This window comes from Micromonospora sp. NBRC 110009, from assembly GCF_030518795.1.
Classification (GTDB): domain Bacteria; phylum Actinomycetota; class Actinomycetes; order Mycobacteriales; family Micromonosporaceae; genus Micromonospora.
This window is the reverse complement of sequence record NZ_CP130427.1, coordinates 5,418,626-5,439,741: the sequence shown is the minus strand read 5'-3', so window position 1 is coordinate 5,439,741 and position 21,116 is coordinate 5,418,626. Positions and strand designations below refer to the sequence as shown.

14 protein-coding genes are annotated in these 21,116 nt (G+C 71.3%); 2 read left to right on the top strand and 12 right to left on the bottom strand.

Translation table 11 applies throughout. The features are described 5' to 3' along the window. Window positions 1-202: 202 nt before the first annotated feature. On the bottom strand, window positions 203-6,217 hold the full coding sequence (locus Q2K19_RS25685) for a DUF4011 domain-containing protein (protein WP_302764493.1): 6,015 nt from the start codon (window positions 6,215-6,217) through the stop codon (window positions 203-205). 119 nt (window positions 6,218-6,336) lie between these two features. Between Q2K19_RS25685 and Q2K19_RS25680 the strand changes: the two genes are divergently transcribed. Next, window positions 6,337-6,837 carry a hypothetical protein gene (locus Q2K19_RS25680; RefSeq protein WP_302764490.1) on the top strand — a complete coding sequence of 167 codons (501 nt, stop codon included), beginning with the start codon at window positions 6,337-6,339 and terminating at the stop codon, window positions 6,835-6,837. A 108-nt stretch (window positions 6,838-6,945) separates the two neighbouring features. Here the strand turns inward: Q2K19_RS25680 and Q2K19_RS25675 are convergent, their stop codons facing one another. The 10 genes from Q2K19_RS25675 to Q2K19_RS25630 all read right to left on the bottom strand — a co-directional run bounded on the left by Q2K19_RS25675 (window position 6,946) and on the right by Q2K19_RS25630 (window position 19,182). Then, window positions 6,946-7,320, bottom strand: a complete 375-nt coding sequence (locus tag Q2K19_RS25675) for a hypothetical protein (protein WP_302764488.1) — start codon at window positions 7,318-7,320, stop codon at window positions 6,946-6,948. Window positions 7,321-8,251: 931 nt separating this feature from the next. Continuing rightward, on the bottom strand, window positions 8,252-8,980 hold the full coding sequence (locus tag Q2K19_RS25670) for a CBS domain-containing protein (protein ID WP_302764487.1): 729 nt from the start codon (window positions 8,978-8,980) through the stop codon (window positions 8,252-8,254). Between the two features lie 241 nt (window positions 8,981-9,221). Continuing rightward, a complete protein-coding gene (locus Q2K19_RS25665; RefSeq protein WP_302764485.1) occupies window positions 9,222-10,055 on the bottom strand; it encodes a class I SAM-dependent methyltransferase in 834 nt (277 codons plus the stop codon). Further along, complete coding sequence (locus Q2K19_RS25660; protein ID WP_302764484.1) at window positions 10,033-13,077, bottom strand: aminotransferase class I/II-fold pyridoxal phosphate-dependent enzyme; 3,045 nt, start codon at window positions 13,075-13,077, stop codon at window positions 10,033-10,035. The genes Q2K19_RS25665 and Q2K19_RS25660 overlap by 23 nt, the downstream gene beginning before the upstream one ends. After that, window positions 13,074-13,913, bottom strand: a complete 840-nt coding sequence (locus tag Q2K19_RS25655) for an acyl-ACP desaturase (RefSeq protein WP_302764483.1) — start codon at window positions 13,911-13,913, stop codon at window positions 13,074-13,076. The genes Q2K19_RS25660 and Q2K19_RS25655 overlap by 4 nt, the downstream gene beginning before the upstream one ends. Next, complete coding sequence (locus Q2K19_RS25650; protein ID WP_302764481.1) at window positions 13,910-14,161, bottom strand: acyl carrier protein; 252 nt, start codon at window positions 14,159-14,161, stop codon at window positions 13,910-13,912. The genes Q2K19_RS25655 and Q2K19_RS25650 overlap by 4 nt, the downstream gene beginning before the upstream one ends. Window positions 14,162-14,170: 9 nt before the next feature. Then, on the bottom strand, window positions 14,171-15,025 hold the full coding sequence (locus Q2K19_RS25645) for an SAM-dependent methyltransferase (protein ID WP_302764479.1): 855 nt from the start codon (window positions 15,023-15,025) through the stop codon (window positions 14,171-14,173). After that, a complete protein-coding gene (locus tag Q2K19_RS25640) occupies window positions 15,025-16,620 on the bottom strand; it encodes an AMP-binding protein (RefSeq protein ID WP_302764477.1) in 1,596 nt (531 codons plus the stop codon). The genes Q2K19_RS25645 and Q2K19_RS25640 overlap by 1 nt, the downstream gene beginning before the upstream one ends. Window positions 16,621-17,222: 602 nt before the next feature. Further along, the gene (locus Q2K19_RS25635) at window positions 17,223-18,629 is read right to left on the bottom strand and encodes a hypothetical protein (RefSeq protein ID WP_302764452.1); all 1,407 of its coding nucleotides are present in this window, start codon (window positions 18,627-18,629) and stop codon (window positions 17,223-17,225) included. 385 nt (window positions 18,630-19,014) lie between these two features. Then, window positions 19,015-19,182 (bottom strand): hypothetical protein, encoded by a 168-nt coding sequence (locus Q2K19_RS25630; RefSeq protein ID WP_302764449.1) that lies wholly within the window; start codon window positions 19,180-19,182, stop codon window positions 19,015-19,017. Between the two features lie 119 nt (window positions 19,183-19,301). Between Q2K19_RS25630 and Q2K19_RS25625 the strand changes: the two genes are divergently transcribed. Next, window positions 19,302-19,796, top strand: a complete 495-nt coding sequence (locus Q2K19_RS25625) for a hypothetical protein (RefSeq protein WP_302764447.1) — start codon at window positions 19,302-19,304, stop codon at window positions 19,794-19,796. 100 nt (window positions 19,797-19,896) lie between these two features. Here the strand turns inward: Q2K19_RS25625 and Q2K19_RS25620 are convergent, their stop codons facing one another. Continuing rightward, a complete protein-coding gene (locus tag Q2K19_RS25620) occupies window positions 19,897-20,847 on the bottom strand; it encodes a hypothetical protein (protein WP_302764445.1) in 951 nt (316 codons plus the stop codon). Between the last annotated feature and the right edge of the window lie 269 nt (window positions 20,848-21,116).

Here is a 21,116-nt window from a genome sequence, read left to right as displayed (position 1 = left end):
AAGCGGACCCACGCGAATCTCGGGATGATGTCGAGGCCCGGCGGCACGCGACGCGGCCTGTCGGGCAAGGGATCGCGACCTGCACTACAGGACACGACGGAACCGCTACGCCCCGTTTCATGGTCGATCGATGGGCAAGCGAATGTCGGCCGGCGTAGCCGGCGAGGGCTCCGCTCAGGCGCGGTCACGTCGGTGACTCACGTCAACCCAGGGTGAGGCGTCCCTCTTGGTCGAACCGGATTCGGCCGCTGGTCACCGCGACGTGCAAGCCGTACCGGAGCAGCTTGTCGATCTTGTCGGTGCGCCGCCGGTAGCCGAGGCGCTCCAGCCCCCCGCGCAGCAGGCGCTCCTCGTCCATGCTCGGCACGTCCTGCAGAACGTGCACGAACGCGTTGGCGACCTCCTCGGGCGGCACCTCCTCGAACGCCCGGTCGTTGCTCGCCTGGGTGACCCGGTACGCGCGGTAGGTCTGCGGATCCGTCCCTTCGGGCCAGGCATACCGCCCCACGGTGGGATGGCCGTACAGCCGGCGGGCATCGACGAGCGTGAGAACGGCGAGGCGCCGGTCCTCCCGGGTCCGCAGGAAGCCGAACCTGGCCAGGACCAGGCGGGCGAGCCGGTGCTGTTCGACGGGTCCCTCGGCCGCGATGATCTCCCGCAGCGCCTCCCGGACGAGTCCGCGCACCCGCCGGTCGGTGGCGAGCAGGTCGAGGTCGCTCTGGTCACCGAGCGGCGTCGGGGCGTACGGGATGAAGGGAGTGACGTCGATGGCGCCGGTCGCCGCCTCCGGGACGGTAACAGCGGGGGCTGGCGCGAATGCGGTGGCCGGGTCCGTGACGGGGGCCGGCGCCGACGCGGTGGCGAGGCCCGTGACAGGTGCTGCCGACGCTGCCCTGCCGAGCTCGGTGTCCTCCGTTGCGCGCGGACCCGACAGCTCGACCAGGTGGACCTGATCGACGTCCTCGGCAGCGCGGGGTGACGGCAGCTCGACCGTGTCGTGGGGCGCGATGACCTCCGCCGGTACGGGCGGCTCTGGAGCGTCGGCTTTTGCGACGGCCTCATCGACGCGGTCGAGCAGCGCGGAGCGGTCGTGGATCCACGCCGGCAGCCAGAACCGCACCACCGCCGGCCAGCCCATGATGGTCCGGAGCAGGGCGGGCGCCAGGTCCCGGTCGGCGACCGTCGGGCGGGCGCTCCAGTCGGGGCCGTCCAGCATGACGGCCACCTGCCAGCGGGCCGAGCCGGGCCGGCGTACGGCGAGGTCCACGGTGAAGTCGGACAGGCCGTGTGAGGTGCGGACCTCGTGGCCGCGGTCGCGCAGCGCGGCGGCCACCTCGTCGCGGATGCGGCTGCGCCGCTCGGCCCGGTCGGTGGTCAGGTCGCCCAGCCGGTCGGCGCCGGCGGCGGCCATCTCGCAGTACGCCCGCAGGTGCTGCGTGCCGACCGCCGAGGTGCGGGACAGGTCGATGTCCGATGGGTCGAAGGACGAGAAGAGCACCACCTGCCGGCGGGCCCGGGTTATCGCCACGTTGAGCCGCCGCTCACCGCCGGCCTGGCTGAGCGGACCGAAGTTCAGCGGAAGCTGTCCGGTTTCCGGGTTGGTGGAGAAGGCCAGGGAGAACAGGACGACGTCCCGCTCGTCGCCCTGCACGTTCTCCAGGTTCTTGACGAAGATCGGCTCGGCGACCGCGCCGGAGAGCTGCTCGCGGATGATCGGGTCGGTGCTGTCCTCCAGCAGGTTGAGGATGAGATCCCGCTGCTGGATGTTGAAGGTGACCACACCGATCGACTGCCCGGCGGTGGCCGGGTCGTGCAGGCGCCGGGTGATGTCGGCGAGGACGGCGCGTGCCTCAACATCGTTGGTCCGTGAGCCACCCCGGTCGTACCGGCCGTCGACCCGCCGCCAGGCGATGCCGGCGGAGCTGCCCATGCCCGGCGACGGGAGGCTGGAGAGCTTGTTGTCGTAGTAGTACCGGTTGGAGAAGGCGATCAGCGACTCGTCGTGGCTGCGGTAGTGCCAGGACAGCCACCGCTGCGGCAGCCCCGACTCGACGGCTTCGCTGAGAATGCTCTCCAGGTCCTCCAGCACCGGGCCGTCGCTCTCGTCGACGTCGTCGACGGTGTGGCTGGCCTGCATGATGCTGGTCGGCGGCATCTGCCGGGAGTCGCCGACGACCACCACGGCGCTGCCCCGTCCCATCGCGCCGATCGCCTCGGCGACCCGGATCTGCGACGCCTCGTCGAAGATGACCAGGTCAAAGCGCTGGCTTCCCGGGGCCAGGAAGTTCGCCGCCGAGGCGGGGCTGACCAGCACGCACGGCGTCAGCGCCAGCACGGCGTCGGGGTACTGCTCGAACAGTTCCCGGAAGGACCGGCCGCCGCGCTTGCGGCGCAGTTCCGCCGCGAAGTCGGCGAAGCGGCCCCGCCGGTCGGTCGGGCTGAACGGGCGGCGGCGCACCAGCACCGAGGGCAGGCGCTCGGGCAGCGCCCACCGCAGCTCACCGGCGGCCGTCTCGAACTGGGCGATCTCGTCGTCGTGCAGTTCCGGGTCGAAGTACTGCAGCCCGCCACCGCGTAGCCGCTCGCCGAGGGAGGCGGCGGCGACGCCACGCCGGTACGCCTCCTCGGCCAACTGTCCGTTCACCTCCGCACGCAGCAGCTGGTCCCGGTAGTCGATGAGGCCGGCGGAGGCGAGCACGTCGGCGTGGGCGAGGACGGTGGCCCAGCGGCGCAGCGGGAAGAGTTCCTCGCTGCGCAGGTCATGCAGCCAGGTCGCGCCGTCCCGCTGCCAGGCGTCGACCCAGTGCGAGCCGGCCGACCACAGGGCCAGCTCCGGCTCTGCGGAACGCAGCACCCCGCGCCAGGCCCGCCACCGGGAGGCGACCCGATCCAGGAGGACGGCGTCGACGTCAGAGATGCCGCGCTGGAACAGCTCCCAGGCCTGCGGGTGCCGGGCCAGGAGCGAACGGCTGGCCCGGGTGGCCTCGATCGCCTCGGCCAGCCGCTGCTGTGCGTCCGGGTCCGTGGGCTGCCACGCCGGGATCGGTAGGCGGCCGAGCGCGACCGCGTGCTGGTGCAGCGCGGCGGCCTGGGCCTGGGCGGCGACCAGTCGTCCGGTGGTCACCTCGACCCGCTCGACGTCGAGCGTCGCGCCGGCGACCAGGTGCACGGCCAGCTTGTCGACGACGGCCTGCCGGCGCTTGCGCTTGCCGAGCAGCTTCTTCGCCGCCTCCTGCGCCTCGGCGTGCCAGGCGGCCAGCTCGGGGCGGCCGAACACGTCCGGGCGGAAGGTGGCGAGCTCACCGGCGAAGCCCTGGTGGAAGGCGGCCAGCTCGGCCTGGAGCCGGGCGGCAGCCTCGTCCCACCGCCGGTCGCCGGCGCGCAAGGTGGTCTCCCGGTCAGGGAGCATTCCGCGTACGGCGAGCCATGCGCCGGCCTGCAACTCGGTGACGGTTTCCGGGGTAGGCAGCGTTCGCAGCAGCCCCACCAGGTAGGGGTGGGCGGCCAGGTCGGCGCGGAGGCGTTCGAGGTCGGCGGCGATCTCGGTGACCGCCGCGCCGTGCAGCCCGTCGAGGGTCCGGCAGCCGCTGAGCGCCCAGGGATGCTCGGGCCGAAGTCGCGCCGAGCGGGCGGCCGCCGGGAACTCCCGCAGCGTCGTCTCCACCCGGGCGCGTACCTCGGCGGGTGCGTGCAGGTAGCTCACCGGGACCGTGGCGGCCGGGCCGTCCCCGTACGCGAGGACCTGCTCGTAGGCCGACCAGAGCGACATCCCGACGGGGTTGGCGGTGTGGACCTGCGCCGGGTACTCCACCAGTGGGGCGAGCCGCGTCCGGTAGGCCGTTTCGACGGCCGTCCAGTCGCCGTCGCTGCCCAGGTCGTACTGGTCGAGGGCGTCGCGCAGCTGCTGTCGGATGGCGTTGAGGGACTGCTTGCGCCCGTGCAGGTCCAGCGCGAACGGTCCGAGACCGATCTGCTTGAGCCGGCGTTTCACGACCTCGAGGGCGGCCTGCTTCTCGGCGACGAACAGCACCGAGCGGCCGGCGGCGACCGCGCGGGCGATCATGTTGGTGATGGTCTGCGACTTGCCGGTGCCGGGCGGCCCTTCGAGGACGAAGGACTGGCCGCGCTCGGCCATGACGATGGCCTGCATCTGGGAACCGTCGGCGGGGATCGGAAGGTGCAGCTCCCCCTCGTCCACGACGTCGGCGTCGTGGTCCGGCCGGGCCGGGTCGTCGAAGGTGGCGCCGGAGGATTCCACCAGGTGCCGGACGACGGGGTTCTCCATGAACCGGGGCCAGTGGTCGCCGAGGTCCCGCCACATCTGGAAGGTGGAGAACTGCAGCAGCCGCAGGCTGGCGGTCTCGTCGATGCGGTAGTTCAGCCGGTTGTCAACCAGCCCGGTGTTGATCGCCGCGAGGGTTTTCGCGATGTCGATGCCGTGCTCGTCGAGGACCGGCTGCTCCAGCTCGGGGATCCGCACGCCGTGCTTGACGCGCAGCCACTCGATGAGGCAGTAGTTGGGGCTGGCCACCTCGGTGCCGTCGATGACCATCGCGTACGGGCGGCGGCCGCTGCCGCCCTCGATGCGCACCGGCAGGAGGAACAGCGGCGCGTACGCCTCTCCCCCGGTGGTCTTGGTGTGCACCAGGGTGCCGATGGTCAGGTAAAGGTAGTTGCTGCCGGTCTCCTGCTCCATCGTGCGCGCCTCGCGCTGCAGCGCCCGCATGGCGGTCTTGTAGCGGGCCTCGGTTACCGCGCCGTAGACCCGCCGGTCGGTGCGCAGCTCCCGGGTGAGGATCTCGGCGTCGAGGTCCTGCGCCCGGCGCGCGCCGGCCAGCTCGTGCACGTGGCTGATGTCGTCCTGCGGGATGACCTGCACCTGGCGGCCGTCGTGGATGAGGTCGTCCAGCAGGGCGAGGGCGCCGGCCGGCACGTGCAGGTCCAGGCCGCGGCCGCGCTTGGGCAGGTTGAGCAGAGGGTTGCGCAGGCTCAGGTCGAGCAGGGACTTCCGCCACTGCTGGATGCGCGCCGGGGAGCCGTCGGCGGGCTGCGCCACCTCGTCGCCCTCGTCGGCGAGCTGGCGCAGCTTCGCGGCGGCGACACCGCGCGGGAGGTCGAGCGACGCGCCGGCGTTGGGGGTCGTCTCGGTGTCGACGGGCGCGGGCGCGACCAGTTCGTCGGCCGAGGGCAGCGGCTGGATGCCGGAGCGGTGGGCGAGGTGGACGTCGACGACGCCCTGCAGCCGGTGGCCCTCGCCACGGAAGTGGCCGAGCCCGACGCGTACCGCCTCGGTGAAGGTCGCCGACTGGGCGCCGGGCCCGATGCGGGTCAGTTCGACCGGCACGGCACGGCCCGAGTCGACCATCGAGATCAGCAGGTTCGTCTCGGTGACCGCCGCGGCGCCGAGCCGCTCCTCTTCGAGGAGGAAGCCGCCGAAGGCGTGCCCTTCGCTGATGAAGATGAGCGGGTGCAGCCCCGCCGCCTCCAGGCAGGCGGCGTAGGTGACGGAGAGGTCGAGGCAGTTGCCGAGCCGCCCGTCCAGCACCGCGGCCGTCGTCCGCACCTTCTGGCCGCTGTTCTCGAACGACGCCGGCAGGGTCTGGTAGGTGATCTCGAGCTGGCGCAGCGCCTCGTACACGGCACCGGCGATCAGCGCCGCCCGCGCCGAGCCGTCCTGGTAGCCCTGCAGCGAGCCGGAGCCGGTACGCGCGAGCAGGATCTGCGCCGCCGATCGCAGCACCGCCTCGACCGCCCGGGTATTCGGCTGCACGAAGGCGGCCAGGCTGTCGTAGAGAGCGGGGCTGTTGAACCACTCGTTGTGGGCGAGCACTCGTGACGGGGCGACCAGCGTCAATGCCTGGCCATCCGCCTCGACGGTGAGACGGTAGTCGACCGGGAACGCCTCGTCGGTGTGGTAGAGCAACGCCCGGTCGGGGGTGACGTCGCGGAAGTCGTCCCAGCCGGTGCTCGCCCCGGTCCGCAGTGGCGCGCTGAGGGTACGCGTCCACGGCTCGGTGAGCGCACCGTCGGGGCCGAGCAGCTCCAGCGTCAGGGTCACGTCCGCCAGCGGTTCCGTGCCCCGGTTGACCAGCGTGAGGTGGCGGACCAGCGGCACCCGGTTGTGCACCAGGGCGGCGTTGATCGCCGGCTGCACGAGCAACGCGACCGCGAGTTGGTCGTCGTCGGCGGTGAACTGCGCGAAGACGCTGTCGGACATGGGCGTTTCTCCAGGTGGCGAGGCCAGGAAGGGCCAGCCTAGCGGTCGCCCGACCGGTGGATCCTCCCCCGGCCGTATGCCGATCTTGGTTGTCGTACGCCTAGGGCAGGATGTCCGTCATGACGACGCACCACCCGAACACCCGGCGCCTGGTCTACGGCCACGCGCAGCTGCACGACTGCCTCGCCTTCGCCGACGCGAACACCGCCGCCGAGGAGGCCGAGGAAATCAAGGCTCTCGCCGCCGCCCGCACCTGGGGAGAAGCCCGCCAGGTACAGATGACCCAATTGTGGAACCCCGCCGGCCCCGAGTGCTACGAGCCGGAGGACGACGACTACGCCGACGACAAGCCCTTCGACATCAACGAGCTGGGTACGGTCGTCGAGGGCGACTGGCCCCGGATGGTCACCGAGCGCGCGTTCGAGCTGCTCCCCGAGGACCTCCAGGAGCGGTTCGGCAAGCGCCACTTCACCGCGCACAACGGTGACTTCCTTGAGATCCCAATCGACCACGAGAGCGAGCTGGTGGCGGAGCTGCGCGAGTGCGGCTACGAGGTCACCCGCGACGACGAGCTCATCAACGTGCTCGACGGCCGCAGCTTCAACCCGCTCGCCGGCTGACTCCCGGCTCTCTCGCCGCACTCACCGCTGGCTGCGGCAATGAGCCGGGGCCAGCGGCGGCGCAGCCGGATCGCTACCCATGCCCGGCAGCGTCTCCGTGGCTCGTACTCACCGGCGGCGCTTGTTGATGCTGGGAAGGCCCCCGGACACGGTTCGCACGCTGCCGTCCGGGTTGCTCCGGCCGGGCTTCTGCAGGGCCTCGGTGACCCGCCGGCCGGCGAGGTCGGAGGCGCTCAGGTTAACGACGACGCGCTCCGACCGCCGCCAGCTGCGCAGGCGAGCCAGCGCCTGCTGGCTGTCGGCTACGCCGCTCAACGCACGGATGGCCGGCATCGCCCTGGAAGGGTCAGCGAGCAGGAGGTGGGCGACCTCAGCGGGGCTCAGCTTGCGCGGCGAGGCGTTGGCCACCGGAACGAGTGAGGCGTGAATCTTCCCGTTCTGGAGCCACAGCCACACCGGCCGCTTGCCGTCGCCGGCCCGCATGACCTGAGCTGTCGGCGGGGCACTGTGTGTGGTGGAGGCCTGCTTGGTCGAAAGGTGAGCTTGCAGAGCGGCGGTCGGCTGCACCCATCGCCTGGACTGTGGCGGAACGCCGACAGCCGGGCGTGGCGCGCCCGACCCTTCCGTCGGTGTTTCCTCGCCGGGTTGCGGCGGCTCGGCCGGTGCCGCTTGCCGTTCCCGCACGAACGATTCGGCGAGCTCCCACTGCTCCGACGTGAACCGGACCGGGATGACCTCGGTCAGGTGCGGTGCCGACGGGATCCCGAACGGTGAGTTGTGCGCGCCGCTTCGCCTGGTCGGCTGCGATGTCCAGGACCGTGGCGAGCGGAATGTGCCTGAAGTCCGCCTTCAGCCACGGCAGCAACCGCCTACGCCGGACGACAAGATGCTCCTGCTCGAACCAGACGTCCCAACGCCGAGCCAACCTGACCACCTCCCGTGCTGCGCAGGTTAGCGGCCTGATGATCATCATCGTACTCGGCGCAACGGCCAGTCAACGCGACGGATCGTCTGATGCGTCACGGCGCAGGCGGCGCGAGGACCGTGCGGTATCCCCCATGCTTGACTGGAGCAGCGCCCGTGCCGGTCCCGGCCGGTCACCCCCTCAAGAGGCCCGGTGGCGCCTGCCGTTCTCGGGTTCCGGATCGTCGTACGGCGGCTCCTCGTAGTCGAGGAGCTCAGGGCCGTAGTCAGGTCCCCAGTCGGAAAACCTGCTCCGTTCCCGCCGGGGTGGCGCGGGCTGCTCCGTCGCCGGTGTGTCGTCCCTACTCGGTCGCTCAGTGGTCACCAGCGCACGCTATCGGCAGCCGGCCAGCCGGGGCTCGCCAGGCTCTCTCGCCGGCCAGGACCGCACGCCGCTGGGTCGGCTCTGGGAAAACCGGGCGAAGCGGCGCAACCGCCTGACCTTGAGGACTCAGGTGATGGCGAGGGCGGCAGTGAGCGCCGGAAGGTCGTAGGGAGTGACCAGCCGCAGCGGCTTGTCCGTCCTCCGGCCGCTCTCAGTGATGATGAGGGCGGTGCTCAGGTGGCCGGCCTGCCTCTCCCGACTGAGCCGGTCGATCGCCTCGACCACGGTGATCGCCCGCGGCACCAGTACGACGTCCTCGCCCGGCTCGGCAAACTTCAGCACGTGGCTGACCGGCTCTTCCTCGGCGATTCCTGTGTTCCTGGTCAACTGGTCGGCGAGCCACCGCGCGATGGCGTTGGTGGTCAGTACGCCGGCGTAGCTGTCGCCGTCGTACACGGGCAGTTGCGAGTAGCCTTTGTTCCGGACATGGTCCAGCGCGGTGCCGATCGGGTCGTCCGGACTCACCACGCAGACCTCGCCGGCGGGAAGGACGCCCAGCGCCAGCGGTGGTTGCAGAATCTGCCGCCGGAGCCGCTCGATCTCCTGCACGACTGCCTCGACGGGCTCCGCGATCGGTCGACCGCCGTAGTAGCGTTCGTGGCTGATCGCGTTACGCAGCGCGGCAAACGCCAGCAAGGCGCTCTTGTGGTGATTAGGCAGCCGCTTCTTGTCGGCGTACTCCCGGGCCAGCTGCGCGAACCCGTCACCGATGTCCGCGCGCAGGCTGGCTCGGATGTGCTTCTCGATGTCGTTGAACGCCGCGAGGAATCGCGCACCTGCCGTCGTGATCGTCACGGCCGGAGACACTGCCACGGCGACGGGACGGAACACTGCGAGCCGCGGGGCGTGTTCACTAGCTCACACCTTCTGATCATGACGAGCAGGCAGGAAGCTTCGGCAACGCGAACAGGTCGACCAGTGTCTCGCGCTGCGATCGGTCGACCCGGCTCCAGCCCTCGCGGAGGCCGGCGGGGGTGTCACCCCACCGATCGGCCCTTCCCGGCCGCCAGCGGCCGAAGATCAGCGATACGTCGGGTTACGGTGCCACCGGTTCCGGTCCGAACCGGAGGCGTACAACGCCGCTGCGGCGACCGCGGATAAGCGGAATGCGGTGGACGTTGGGTGGTAGCCAGGCCAACGGCCCCCGACCGGCGCGAGACCGCACCTCGGTAACCTCCGCGATGTTCGGATGCAGTTGGCGAAGGCTCTGCCAGTCCGCCGAGTCGAGACACCAGTGCATCTCCGGCGGGCGATACCCTGCCGCCCTGGTGCTGGCCCGACGAACCGCACGGGCCATCCAGTAGGCAACCGTGTCGAGGACCAGCACGCCGCCGGGGAACCTCTCCGCACAGGCCGACAGCAGGCGGTGCACGTCCTCGGGCCGGAAGTACATGAGCAGCCCCTGCGCCGTGATCAGGACTGCCTCGCTGTCGTCGACCTCGTCCATCCAGCCCAGGTCGAGGGCGGAGCCCAGATACAGCCGTTGGCGGTCGCCCCGGGGCAACAGCCGCTCCCGGAGCCGGGCCGACGGAGGCAGGTCGACCGTGAGCCACCGGACGAGCCCGTTGTCGACGCGCCAGAACTGGGTCTCGAGCCCCTCACCGAGGGCAACCACCGTGCCTGCGGGGTGGTCGACCAGGAACTCGGAGACGGCGATGTCGAAGCAGCGGACTCTCAGCGCGAGCAGTTGAGTCTGCGTACGGAAACCCTCGCCGAAACGCTCGGCGAACGGAAAGTCCATCCGCGTGACCAGGTCGACGGCACGCGGATCAGCGAACATCGCGTCCGGCCGTTTCGCCTCCAGCACGCGATGATGCAACGTCCACAACGCCGTCTCGGGGACGCCGTCAACCTCGGGTGCGACGGCCATGTCCGCCTGCCTCCCCCACCGCCCGGCCATGCTCCTGCGCCAGCGCCTCGATTGTCGATTCGATCTGCGCCTCCGTGTGCGTCGCGTTGATGAAGAAACGCAGGCGGGCAGCGGTCTCCTCGACCGCGGGGTACAGGATGGGCTGGACGTTCACGCCGCGCTGCCGCATCCGGTCCGCCAGCAGCAGCGCCGCCGCCGATCCGCCGGTGATGACCGGTACGACCGGCGCCGACCCGACGCCGACGTCCAATCCCGCCTGGACTGCCAGCCGTCGGAACAGGCGCGCGTTGTCGCGTAGCCGCGCCACCCGCTCGGGCTCGTCGCGAAGCTGACGCAGCGCGGCGAGCGCCGCGGCGGTGGACGCCGGAGGTAGACCGACGCTGTAGAGGAAGCCCGGCGTGGTGTAGCGCAGGTACTCGATGAGCTGCGCGTCGCCGGCCACGTATCCCCCACAGCTGGCCAGCGCCTTGGACAGCGTCCCCATCCAGATGTCGACGTCGGTCGGGCGTACCCCCCAGTGCTCCCCGGCGCCGCGGCCCGTCGCACCCAGGACCCCGAGGCTGTGCGCCTCGTCGAGGTAGAGCAGAAACCCGTGCCGGCGGCGCAGCTCCACCAGGGCGGGCAGGTCGGGGAGGTCACCGTCCATGCTGTAGACGCCCTCGACGGCCACCACCACGCGGCGGTGTCGCGGTGCGAGGTCGGCCAGCATCCGGTCGAGCGCGTCGAGGTCGTTGTGCGGGAAGGGCCGGCGGTGTGCCCCCGACAAGCGGATCCCCTGCAGGATGCTGTCGTGCGCCAGCGCGTCGTGCAGGGCCAGATCGCCGGGGCGCAGCAGGTGTCCGAGCACCCCCACGTTCGTGGCGTGTCCGCTCACCATCGCCAGGGCGGCCTCCGTACCGAGGAAGGCCGCCACGGCCTCCTCCAGGGCGCGGTGCAGCGGCCGTTCCCCCGAGGCGACCCGGCTGGCCGAGACGGAGGTCCCGTAGCGGGCAAGGGCGTCGGTGGCGGCGGCGACCACGGCGGGATGGGTGGCCAGGCCCAGGTAGTCGTAGCCGGAGAAGTCCACCAGCTCGGTCCCGCCGATGCGGGTGGTGGCGCCGAGCGCCCCGTCGTGCGGGACGAAGTACGGGTTGGCCACGCCGAGCCGTGCCGCGAGGGAGAGCCGCTCCTGCAGTGCGGCGAGCTCGGGCGGCGGTGCCGGTGCCAGGTCGGCAGCGGCGGCCGGGCGGGCGGCGTCGACCGGGTCGGGACCGACGGCCGGGGCGGTCGCGCCGGTGGGCGTTGCCGCCGGGCCGGTGCCGAAGGTCGCGGTCAGCCAGGCGTCGATATCGGCGATCGTCGTGGTGCGCCGCATCAGGTCGTCCGGAAGCCGGTCCAGGTCGGGATGCGCCGCGGCCAGCTGCTCCTCGAGTTCGACCAGCATCAGCGAGTCGAATCCGAGGTCGTCCACGAGGGCCTGCTCGGCGCGCAGCGATTCCGGAGGGTAGGACCCGGCCTTCGCGACGGCGGCGAGCAGGGCCGACCGCACGGGTGGCGCAGATTCGGCAGCGGCCGGCCCGGGGTCGGAAGCGGGCGATGCGGCGGCGCGGGTCGGCGGTTCCGGGTCGCTGCCCCTGCGGACAGCCCAGTAGCGCACCGCGTCGGTGACCGCGGCCTGGACGGTCACCGGTCGCGGCGGGCCGGCGGCCTCCTCGAGAACGAGGTGCACGTTGGTGCCGCCGAAGCCGAACGAGCTGACCGCGGCCCGGCGCGGCGCGCCGGCGCCGGCCGGCAATGCCTGCTCGGCGGCGGCGATGCGCAGGACGCCGAGGGCGGGGTCGGGGTCTTCGCAGTTGACCTGCGGCGGCACGGTCGCATGCCGGAGCACCAGGACGGTCTTGAGCAGGCCCGCGATTCCCGCGGCGGACATGGTGTGGCCGATGTTCGCCTTGACCGACGAGACCTGCACCGGCCGGTCCTCGCCCAGCACCGTGCGCAGGGCGGCCAGCTCGACCGCGTCGCCGGTCGGCGTGGCCGTGCCGTGGCACTCGACGAAGCCGACGGTGGCTGGATCGACGGCGGCGTCGGCGTACGCCCGGCGCAGGCTGGTCACCTGACCGTCCAGCCGGGGCGTCATAGGGCCCTCGGCCCGGCCGTCGTTGGCGCAGCCCGTGCCACGGATGACGGCGTACACCCGGTCGCCGGCGGCCAGGGCGTCGTCGAGCCGCTTGAGTACGACGACGCCTGCGCCCTCGCCGAGCACAAAGCCGTCGGCGCGCCGGTCGAACGGCCGGCACACGCCGCTGCGGGAGACGGCGCCGATGCGGGAGAAGCCGATCAGATTGTCGGGTACCAGGTTGAGGTAGACCCCGCCGGCGACGGCGAGGTCACACTGGCCGGCGCGCAGGTGGACGACGGCCTCGTGCACCGCGACCAGCGCCGACGCGCAGGCGGCGTCGACGACGAAGCTGGGGCCGCCCAGGTCGAACACCGCGCTCACGGTGGCGGCGGCCATGTTCAGGAGGGTCCCGGGAATGGTGTACGCCCGCGGCGGCGCCACGCCGGCCACGGCCGCCTCCGCCGCCGGCGCGTCCAGCGGTGTGCCGAACTCACCGGCGGCCATCTGCCGGGCCCGGATCCGGCTGGTCAGCAGGTCCTTGTACTCGCTGACCGACGCGCCCATGTAGACGCCGGTGCGGTCGCGGGGCAGATCGATGCCGGCGTCGCGCAGCGCCTCGTCGGTCACCTGGACCAGCAGCCGGTGCTGCGGGTCGGTCACCTCGAGGCGCCGCGGCGCGAGGGCGTATCGGGCGGCCGGGAAGGTGTCCACCTCAGGCAGGTGGGCCACCACGTCGGTGTACGAGAAGTCCGCCGCCCGGACGTCGTGGGGGTCGTGGACCCAGCCGTGCCGCCAGCGGTGCGGCGATACCGGCCCGGTGGCGACCCGCCCGGCGCGGATCAGGTCCCAGTACGCGTCGAGGTTCTCGGCGCCGGGGAAGCGGCAGGCACCGCCGACGACGGCGACGGCGCCGGAGGCGGTCATCCGGCGGATCCGGCGGCGGTGAGCAGCCCGGGCGGTCCCGGAATCTCGGTGGCCGCCTGCGCGGGCACCCGGGGCAGGTCGTGCCGGGTCAGCCCGAGGTCGCGCAGCAGCGGCAGCACCACCTCAGTGAGGAAGACGCTCCGGTCGATGCCGGCGGCGCGCATCACCTCGACCCGGGTGTCGTAGTCGGGCAGCAGGTCCTCGGCCGGCATCCGGAAGGTCCGCAGCACGTACGCGAGGTCGGCCAGGGTGCCCGCGCGGTCCTCGGCCAGATGTAGCCGGATCATCCTCAGGTAGAAGCGCGAGTGCGCCATCTCGTCGCGCCCCACCAGGCGATAGACCTCCGGCAGCACCGGGTCGCCGTGCCCGGCCGCCCAGCCCCGCTGCTTGCGGTAGATGACGAACGTGGTCAGCTCCTGCAGGGCCCCGTAGATGGTCATCCGGCGGCCGTCGTCGTACGGCGGCTCCCAGCGGCGGGCCAGCACGGCGTCGGCGTAGTCGTGCAGCTGCGCCTCGCTGCGCGCGCCGCTGCGGCGCAGGTACTCGCGCAGCACCAGCGAGTGTTTGGCCTCCTCGTAGCCCCAGTTCGCGGCGAACCAGGCCCGGCCGTAGTCGCCGCGCATCAGGTCGAGGTGGGCGCGCAGGTAGTCCGGAAGGTACATCTCCACGCCGCAGAACGTCTCGGCGCAGAGCACCAGGCGCGGGTCCGGGTCGTGGCCGGCGAGGCGGTCCCAGTCGATGTCGGTGAAGACGTTCCAGCGGCGGGTCCGTTCGGCCTGCTCGAAGAAGGTCATGTACTCCCGGTGGAACGCCTCCCGCAGCGCCCGGCCCGTCACGGCGTGCCGGCCGGGAGTCGGGCGGCGAGTACGCCGGACAGGTCACCGATGCTGCGGATGGTGGCGAGTTCCTCGTCCGGGACGCGGACCCGCAGCCGCTCCTCGGCCCAGGCGACCAGTTCCAGGGCCTGCAGGCTGTCCAGCCCCAGCGCGGCGAGGTCGGCGTCGACCGTCAACGCGGGGGCGGGACGGCCGGTGACGTCGGCGATCCCGGCGGCGATCAGGGCCAGCAGCTCATCGGTGGACACGGCGTACTCCTAGATCTGGTCGATGCGGCGCAGCGACCACTGCGCGACTGACTGGTAGTGCATCTCGAAGGCGCGGATGCACGCAGTCAGGTAGCGGTCGTAGTCGGCAAAGAGTTGCCCGCCCCAGCGGTCGCGGATCTGCTGTTCGTGGGCGCGCAGCCGGTCCCGCCAGTGCTCGCAGGTGCGCCGGTAGTCCTCCCGCCGGGTGCGCACCCCGACGATCTCCCAGTACGGGTTGACCGCGGCCACGATGTCCTCCATGCGCGGCGTGATCCCGCCGGGGAAGATCTGGTACGTGACCCAGCCGACCTCGCGGATGTCGGCGGGGATGCGCGGCGCCCGGTTGCGCAGGATCGACTGCAGGGCGAAGGAGGCGCCCGGCCGGCTCCACTCCCAGGCCCGCCGGAAGTAGCCCCGGTAGCGGGCGACCGCCTCCCCGGCCCGGGCCTGCTCGGGGGTGCAGACGTGCTCGATCATGCAGATCGACATGATCGTGTCGAAGCGCACCGGCGGCGTGTAGTCGCGGTAGTCCACGCAGGACGCCGTGACGCCGGGCAGGTCACGGCGGCGGATCTCGGCGTACTGCGCCTGCGACAGGGTGATCCCGTGGACGTCGCGGACACCCCGGTCGACGGCCAGGTATTCGAGGTTGGCGCCCCAACCGCAGCCGATGTCGAGCACCCGCGAGTCGGGGGTGACCCGGCCGTAGCGGTACAGCAGCTCGAGCTTGGCGACCTGGGCGGCCTCGAGGTCGTCGGTGTCGTCGAAGACGGCACAGGTGTAGTTCATCCGCTCGTCCAGCCAGAGCCGGAAGAACTCGTTGTCGACGTCGTAGCTCACCGCCACCTGCGCCCGGTCCGACATCAGCCCACCAGCTCCCCGGCGAGGTAGCGCCGCCGGGTCTCCCGGCGGCGGGGCTTGCCCGAGGTGGTCTTCGGCACCGCCCCGGGACGCACCCGGACGACCTCGGCGACGGCGAGACCGAGCCCCTCGGCCACCGCAGCGCGTACCGCGTCCGGCACGGCGTCGGCGGCGTTCGGCGCGCACTCGACCACGACCACCACCTCCTCGGTCTCCTCCCCCGGCCGGGTGAACGCCACGGCGCCGCCGTCCCGAACCCCCGGCACGGTGGAAGCCGCCCACTCCACCCGCTGCGGGTCGGTGTTGGCCCCGCGGACCACCAGCAGATCCTTCGCGCGCCCGGTAACGTAGAGGCCACCGCCGTCGAGGTAGCCGAGGTCGCCGGTGCGCAGCCACCCGTCGCTGCGGAACGTCTCCGGCGCCGGCTGGTCGAGGTAGCCGGCGGCCACCGACGGTCCGCGTACCCAGATCTCACCCACCTGCCCCGCCGGGCACGACGACCCGGCGGCGTCGACGACGGCCACCTCGTGACCGGGCACCGGCCGGCCACAGTCGACCGTGCCGGCGGCATCCGCGCGGAGCCCGGCCGCGAAGCTCACCGCGAGGGTCGCCTCGGCCAGCCCGTAGCAGGGGGTCAGCGCGGCGGCGTCCAGGTTCGCCGGCGCGTACGCGGCGACGAAGCGCTGCAGCGTGGCCGCGTTGATCGGCTCCGCCCCGCAGCCCAGGATGCGCAGGGCGGACAGGTCCAGCGCAGCGACGTCGTCGGGACGGGCGCGACGGGCCGCCAGCCCGAAGGCGAAGCTCGGCCCGAACGTGACGGTCCCCCGGTACGCCGACACCGTGCGCATCCAGCTCCCCGGATCACGCAGGAACGAGGCGGTCGGCAGGTACACCACCGGGACGCCGGCGGTCAGCGCGGCGCAGCCGAAACCCACCAGGCCCATGTCGTGGTGCAGCGGCAACCAGCACACGCCCACGTCGCGGTCCGGGTCCAGGCTGATGCCGGCCTTGATCGCGGCGCTGTTGGCCGCCAGCGAGCCGCGGGTGACCAGCACGGCCCGGGACCGGCCGGTGCTGCCGCTGGTGAACTGGGTGTACGCGGGTGCCTGCGGCGGCAGCCGCACGGGGGCGGCGTGGGCGGGCCCGTCCGCCAACGCCGCGACCGGAACGGCTGCGACTGGGCGGCCGTCGAGCGCCACCACTTCTGCGGGCCCGGTCCCGAAGGCGTCGAGGGTGTCCGCCGGCCCGCAAACCAGGCGGGGATGGACGAGCGCGAGCGCGTCCTGGACGGTGGCGCGCCAGGCGTCGCGGCGGCCGACCGGTGGGGGCGGTGGCAGCGGCACCGCCACCGCGCCCAGCCAGAGCAGCGCGAGGAACGCCGGCAGGAACGCCTCAGGGTCACCGGCGAACACGCCCACCCGGTGACCGGCCCGCACGCCTAGTTCGGCGAGGGCTCCGGCGCGCCGGCTCACCGCGTCGCGCAGCTCGCCGCGGGTGGTTGTCACCGAGGTGACGTCGTCGCGGCGGTAGATGTGCGCGGGGCGGTCGTCGCCGGCGTACAAGTCGACGACGTCCGCCACCCATTGCGGGCCCCGCATGACAGCTCCCCTGGTTCACCGGTACCGCCACCGGGTTTGGCAGGAGCATCGCCAACCGGGTCCAACCGGGTCAATCATGTGAACGGGCGGTCGGGAGAGGATGGTCGGCGCGTGGGGGCCGATGCCCGGATCCGAGTGGCGGCCGACCCGCCTGGACGAACGTACCGACATTTCGACGAAGGACGGGTTCCGGGACCTTCCTCGGTGTGGGCGTCTCCCGGGCTCGTGCTCACGGCGGCGCTTGTTCAGACTTGGAAGGGCCGCCGGACACGGCCCGCACGCCGTCCGGATTGCTCGGGCCGGCTTCTGCAAGGCCTCGGTGACCCGCCGCCTTCGTCCTGTTCCTTCAAGTGGGTCGCTGCCACCGTCGGCCGTGACGGCCCGGATGAACAGGACGGTGGCGACGAACACCGGTCGGGCTCGGGCTTGATGCTGGCGTCGCCGGGGACAACATCAGCGGCTTGCGCTTTCGTACACAGTTCGCTACAGGTTGAGCCACCATGAGGCGGCCGCGCGGGCCGTGGCTGGGGCTAGATGATGGTTGCGTACCTGGTGGAGCATGGGCGTGTTGCGGGCCATGCCGAGGCCGTAGATCAGCCCATTCAGGGCGGAAGTGCTTGCCTTGTTCCCCGTTCGGCGCCAGAGGTTGGCGTGGTGGTTGAGCGCCTTTTCCAGTAGATGTCGTCGCTGCGGCCGCCGATGTGCCCGATGGCCTGTGTGGCGGCGACCGTAATGGCAGGCGGCACTCCGTTCGCCGTCGTCAAACGCTCGATGAGTGGGCGCTGCCGATGGTCACCGAGGATGCGCAGCGCCTCGATCATCGCGTGCGCTACGTCGACGCTGAAGGCTGCGGTGTGGCTACCTAGTTCCAAGGCGAGCGCGGTGGCTACCGGTCGCCGGTATGGGGTCCCGAAGAGCAGGATCGCCGCGTGCAGCCGTACGTCGAACACAGGACTGAACAGCATCTCGTCAAGCAGGGTCGGTAGCAATTCATCGCGGAAGTTGGGCACGTCGCGGGGCATGTTGGCCAGGGTGGTGTTGGTCATCCGTGCGACGAGGACGTCACCGGCCTCCACCGTTGCTAGGCGCCCGGCAGTCAACACGTGGCTAAGCGTCGGGTCGCCCGCCACGACGTGGCGCAACCGGGCCTTCGCTGCAGCTGGCACGTCTGCCGGCAGTTGGCGTAGGAGTTCAGTGGCCAATGGTTGAGCGTCCTCGTAGCGGGCCGGATCGAGTGCTAGCTCATCGACCACCGTTACAAGGCGTCGCGTCTGCGGTTCAGTGAAGTGTCCGTACCGCAGCTTGCGGACGCAGGCTAGCAGAGCTCCGTACTGGGCCCGATCGTTCGTCGGATTCACGAGCTGATCCAGCACATGGCGGCTCGTGTCGGGATGAGGGCTGGCATCGAGCGCGCTGACGATCTCGACGAACACCTGGTTGCTGCGATCAGCGGCCAGGCTGGCGCAGGCCGCCACCGCATGTTGCTGACCGATCGGGTGAGCGAGCAGGCGGTTGAGCGCCTCATAGCGCTGCATCCACGCCACTCCGTCAGCGACAATCATCTCCGCCAACAGCCGCTCCGTGATATCCGACCAGGTCGATCGGGGTGTGATGACCTGCCGTGGCGTGAATGCGAGATAGGCGCTCAGCTCGTCCCAGTCCGAGCCGGTGACGACATCCTCGGACCGGACCGCCTCCACCAGCTCTTCCAGCCGGGCCATCTGGCCTGGGCTTCCGTCGCGCAGCCCCCGACCGAGAAGCGGGCAGCTGCCGTCGGTTGCAGCGGAGTACCGGTAGATCGCATCCAATAGCGCCACGAGGCGATTGGCGGGCAGTTGCAGCAACTCCTCGTACCGGCGTACCGCAAGGTACGGGACGCGTACGGCAGCAGTTTCCCAACGGGAGATGCGGTACACGCTGGTGCGTTCGGGCCAGCACCCACCTTGGAAAGCATCGGCGAAGTCGCTGCCGCGCATCCACCGCTCGTTCGGCCCGTACAGACGGTTCACGCGCAACAACCACGCTACCCGGCCCTGCTGCGCGGACCATCCGGGCCGCGCGGCGACCTGCCGTGCGGCCCGGTGTGGTCGGCCGCGCCGACCTCCGGTGTCCACTCGGCATTTATTGCATGCGTCGCCACTGGCTGCAACACAGCGGAAGCAACCCGACACTGCAGGCAATCATCGGTTCGAAGCCAGGTTTGCGAGCAGCGCAGGTGCCTGGCCTCCTGCGGCGCCAGCCATGCGCGCCGACCGAGCTTGGGGAGGAGGCATGCCCTAGCAAGGATCCAAGCAGGATCGGGGCCGGGCCAATCTCATGGGCTGGGGCCGAGGGGCGGGACTCGTCTTCTCGCCCAGCAAACCGGCACACCCGGCGTTGGAGGCGCAGCGATCATCAGCGCTCGTGTCGAAGCCGGTCCTCGCCGTCAGCATCCTCGTCGAACTCAGACTGACAGGGAGTCGTCTCGTGAAAAGCAGATTGAATACGACGCTCGTCGCCCTCGTTCTCACTTTCGGCGCGTCCGTCGTCGGTCGTGAACTGCGCGAAGACGCTGTCGGACATGGGCGTTTCTCCAGGTGGCAGGGCAGCAATGGCCAGCCTAGCGGTCGTCCGACCGACGGATCCTCCCCTGGGCCCTATACCGATCTTGGTTGTCGTACCCCTGGTGCAGGATGTGCGCCATGACGACGCACCACCCGAACACCCGGCGCCTGGTCTACGGCCACGCCACCAACTACGACTGCCTCGCCTTCGTCGACGCCGACACCGCCCCCGGGGAGGCCGCAGAGATCAGGGCGCTCGCCGCCGCGCGTACGTGGGGCGAGGCCCGGCAGGTTCAGATGACCCACCTGTCGAACCCCGCCGGCCCCGAGTGCTACGAAGAGGACGACTACCCCGACGACAAGCCCTTCGACATCACCGAGCTGGGTGCGATCGTGGACGGGAACTGGCCCAAGATGGTCACGGCGCGGGCGCTCGACGTGCTGCCGCAGGATCTGCAGGACCGGTACGGCGACGTTGTCCTCACAGTTCACGACGGTGAGTACCTGAAAATTCCGCTGGACGGCGAGGCTGAACTGGTCGCGGAGCTGCGCGCGCGTGGCTACGAGGTGACCCGCGATGACGAACTCATCAACCTGCTCGACGGCCTCGGCCTCGGCTCGGTGACTGCCTGAGGAACGACGGCGACGCTGGCATCCCTTCCGGGGACCGAGTCCCCTACCCAGGCCGGCCCAGGCGTCTCCGTGGCTTGTGCTTGGTTTCCGTCGCTCAGCCTCAGCGGCGGCGCTTGTTCAGAGTCGGAAGGCCGCCGGATACGGTCCGAACGCTGCCGTCCGGGTTGCTCCGGCCGGGCTTCTGCAGGGCCTCGGTGACTCGCCGGCCAGCGAGGTCGGAGGCTCCCAGGTTGACGACGACCCGCTCCCAGCTCCGCAAGCGGACCAGAGCCTGCTCGCTGTCGGCGATGCCGGTTAACGCACGGATGGCCGGCACCGCCCTGGCGGGCTCGGCGAGCAGCAAATGAGCGACGTCGCTGGGGCTCAGCTTGCGCGGCGAGGTGTTGCCCACGGGAACGAGAGAGGCGTGGATGTCCCCGTCCTCGAGCCACAGCCATACCGGCCGCTTGCCGTCGCCGGCCCGCATAACGGGCGTCGCCGGCGAGGCTCTCTTCTCGGACGGCCGCGTCGACGAGCGCCTCCTCGTCTGCGGCACCCATCGCCGCGACTGAGGCGGGACGGTTGGGCGGCGCGAGGCGATTGAGTCCGACCGTGCTTTCTCGCCGGGTTGCGGGGGCTCGGCGGTTACCAGCTGCCGTTCCTGCACAAGCCCGCCGGCACGCTGCCACTGCTCGGGCGTGAACCGGACCGAGAGGGCGTCGGTCAGGTGCGGCGATGACGGGTCCTGAACGGTCAGTTGCGCGCGCCGCTTCGCGTGGTCGGCTGCCGACAGCGGCCGGATGTCGACGATCGTGGCGAGCGGAATCCACCGGACGTCCGCCTTCAGCCACGGCAGCAACCGTCGCCGCCGGACGACAAGGTGGTCATCCTCGAACCAGGCGTCCCAGCGTCCCGCGACCAACCCGACCACCTCCCGTACTGCGCAGGTTAGCGGGCTGATCACGACGACTGCACTCGGCACAACGGCCAGTTGCCGAGGGATGGTCTGGTGGTGTTCGCGGCGTGGACCATCGCCGTCGCACAGCTCATTCAGGTCAGCGTCGATCAGCACCCGTCAGCTGGAACTCGTACCGATCGGCCTCGCGCCCGGTGACCATCGAGTACGGCCAGCCCGGAATCCTCGCTTTGTGCGCGCACGCCTTCCCAGCCGTCACCGCCACCCAGGCGCAAAGGGGGTACTTCCGACTGGGCCGGGCTCGTCCCCTCAGCTTCGCCGAGACTCGACGTGTCCGGGCAAACCTGATCAGCATAGATTCCCACGACCACATCAATCCATGGCTGTGGTGGCGGCGCCGCTACCAGTTCCAAGCCATTACCAGC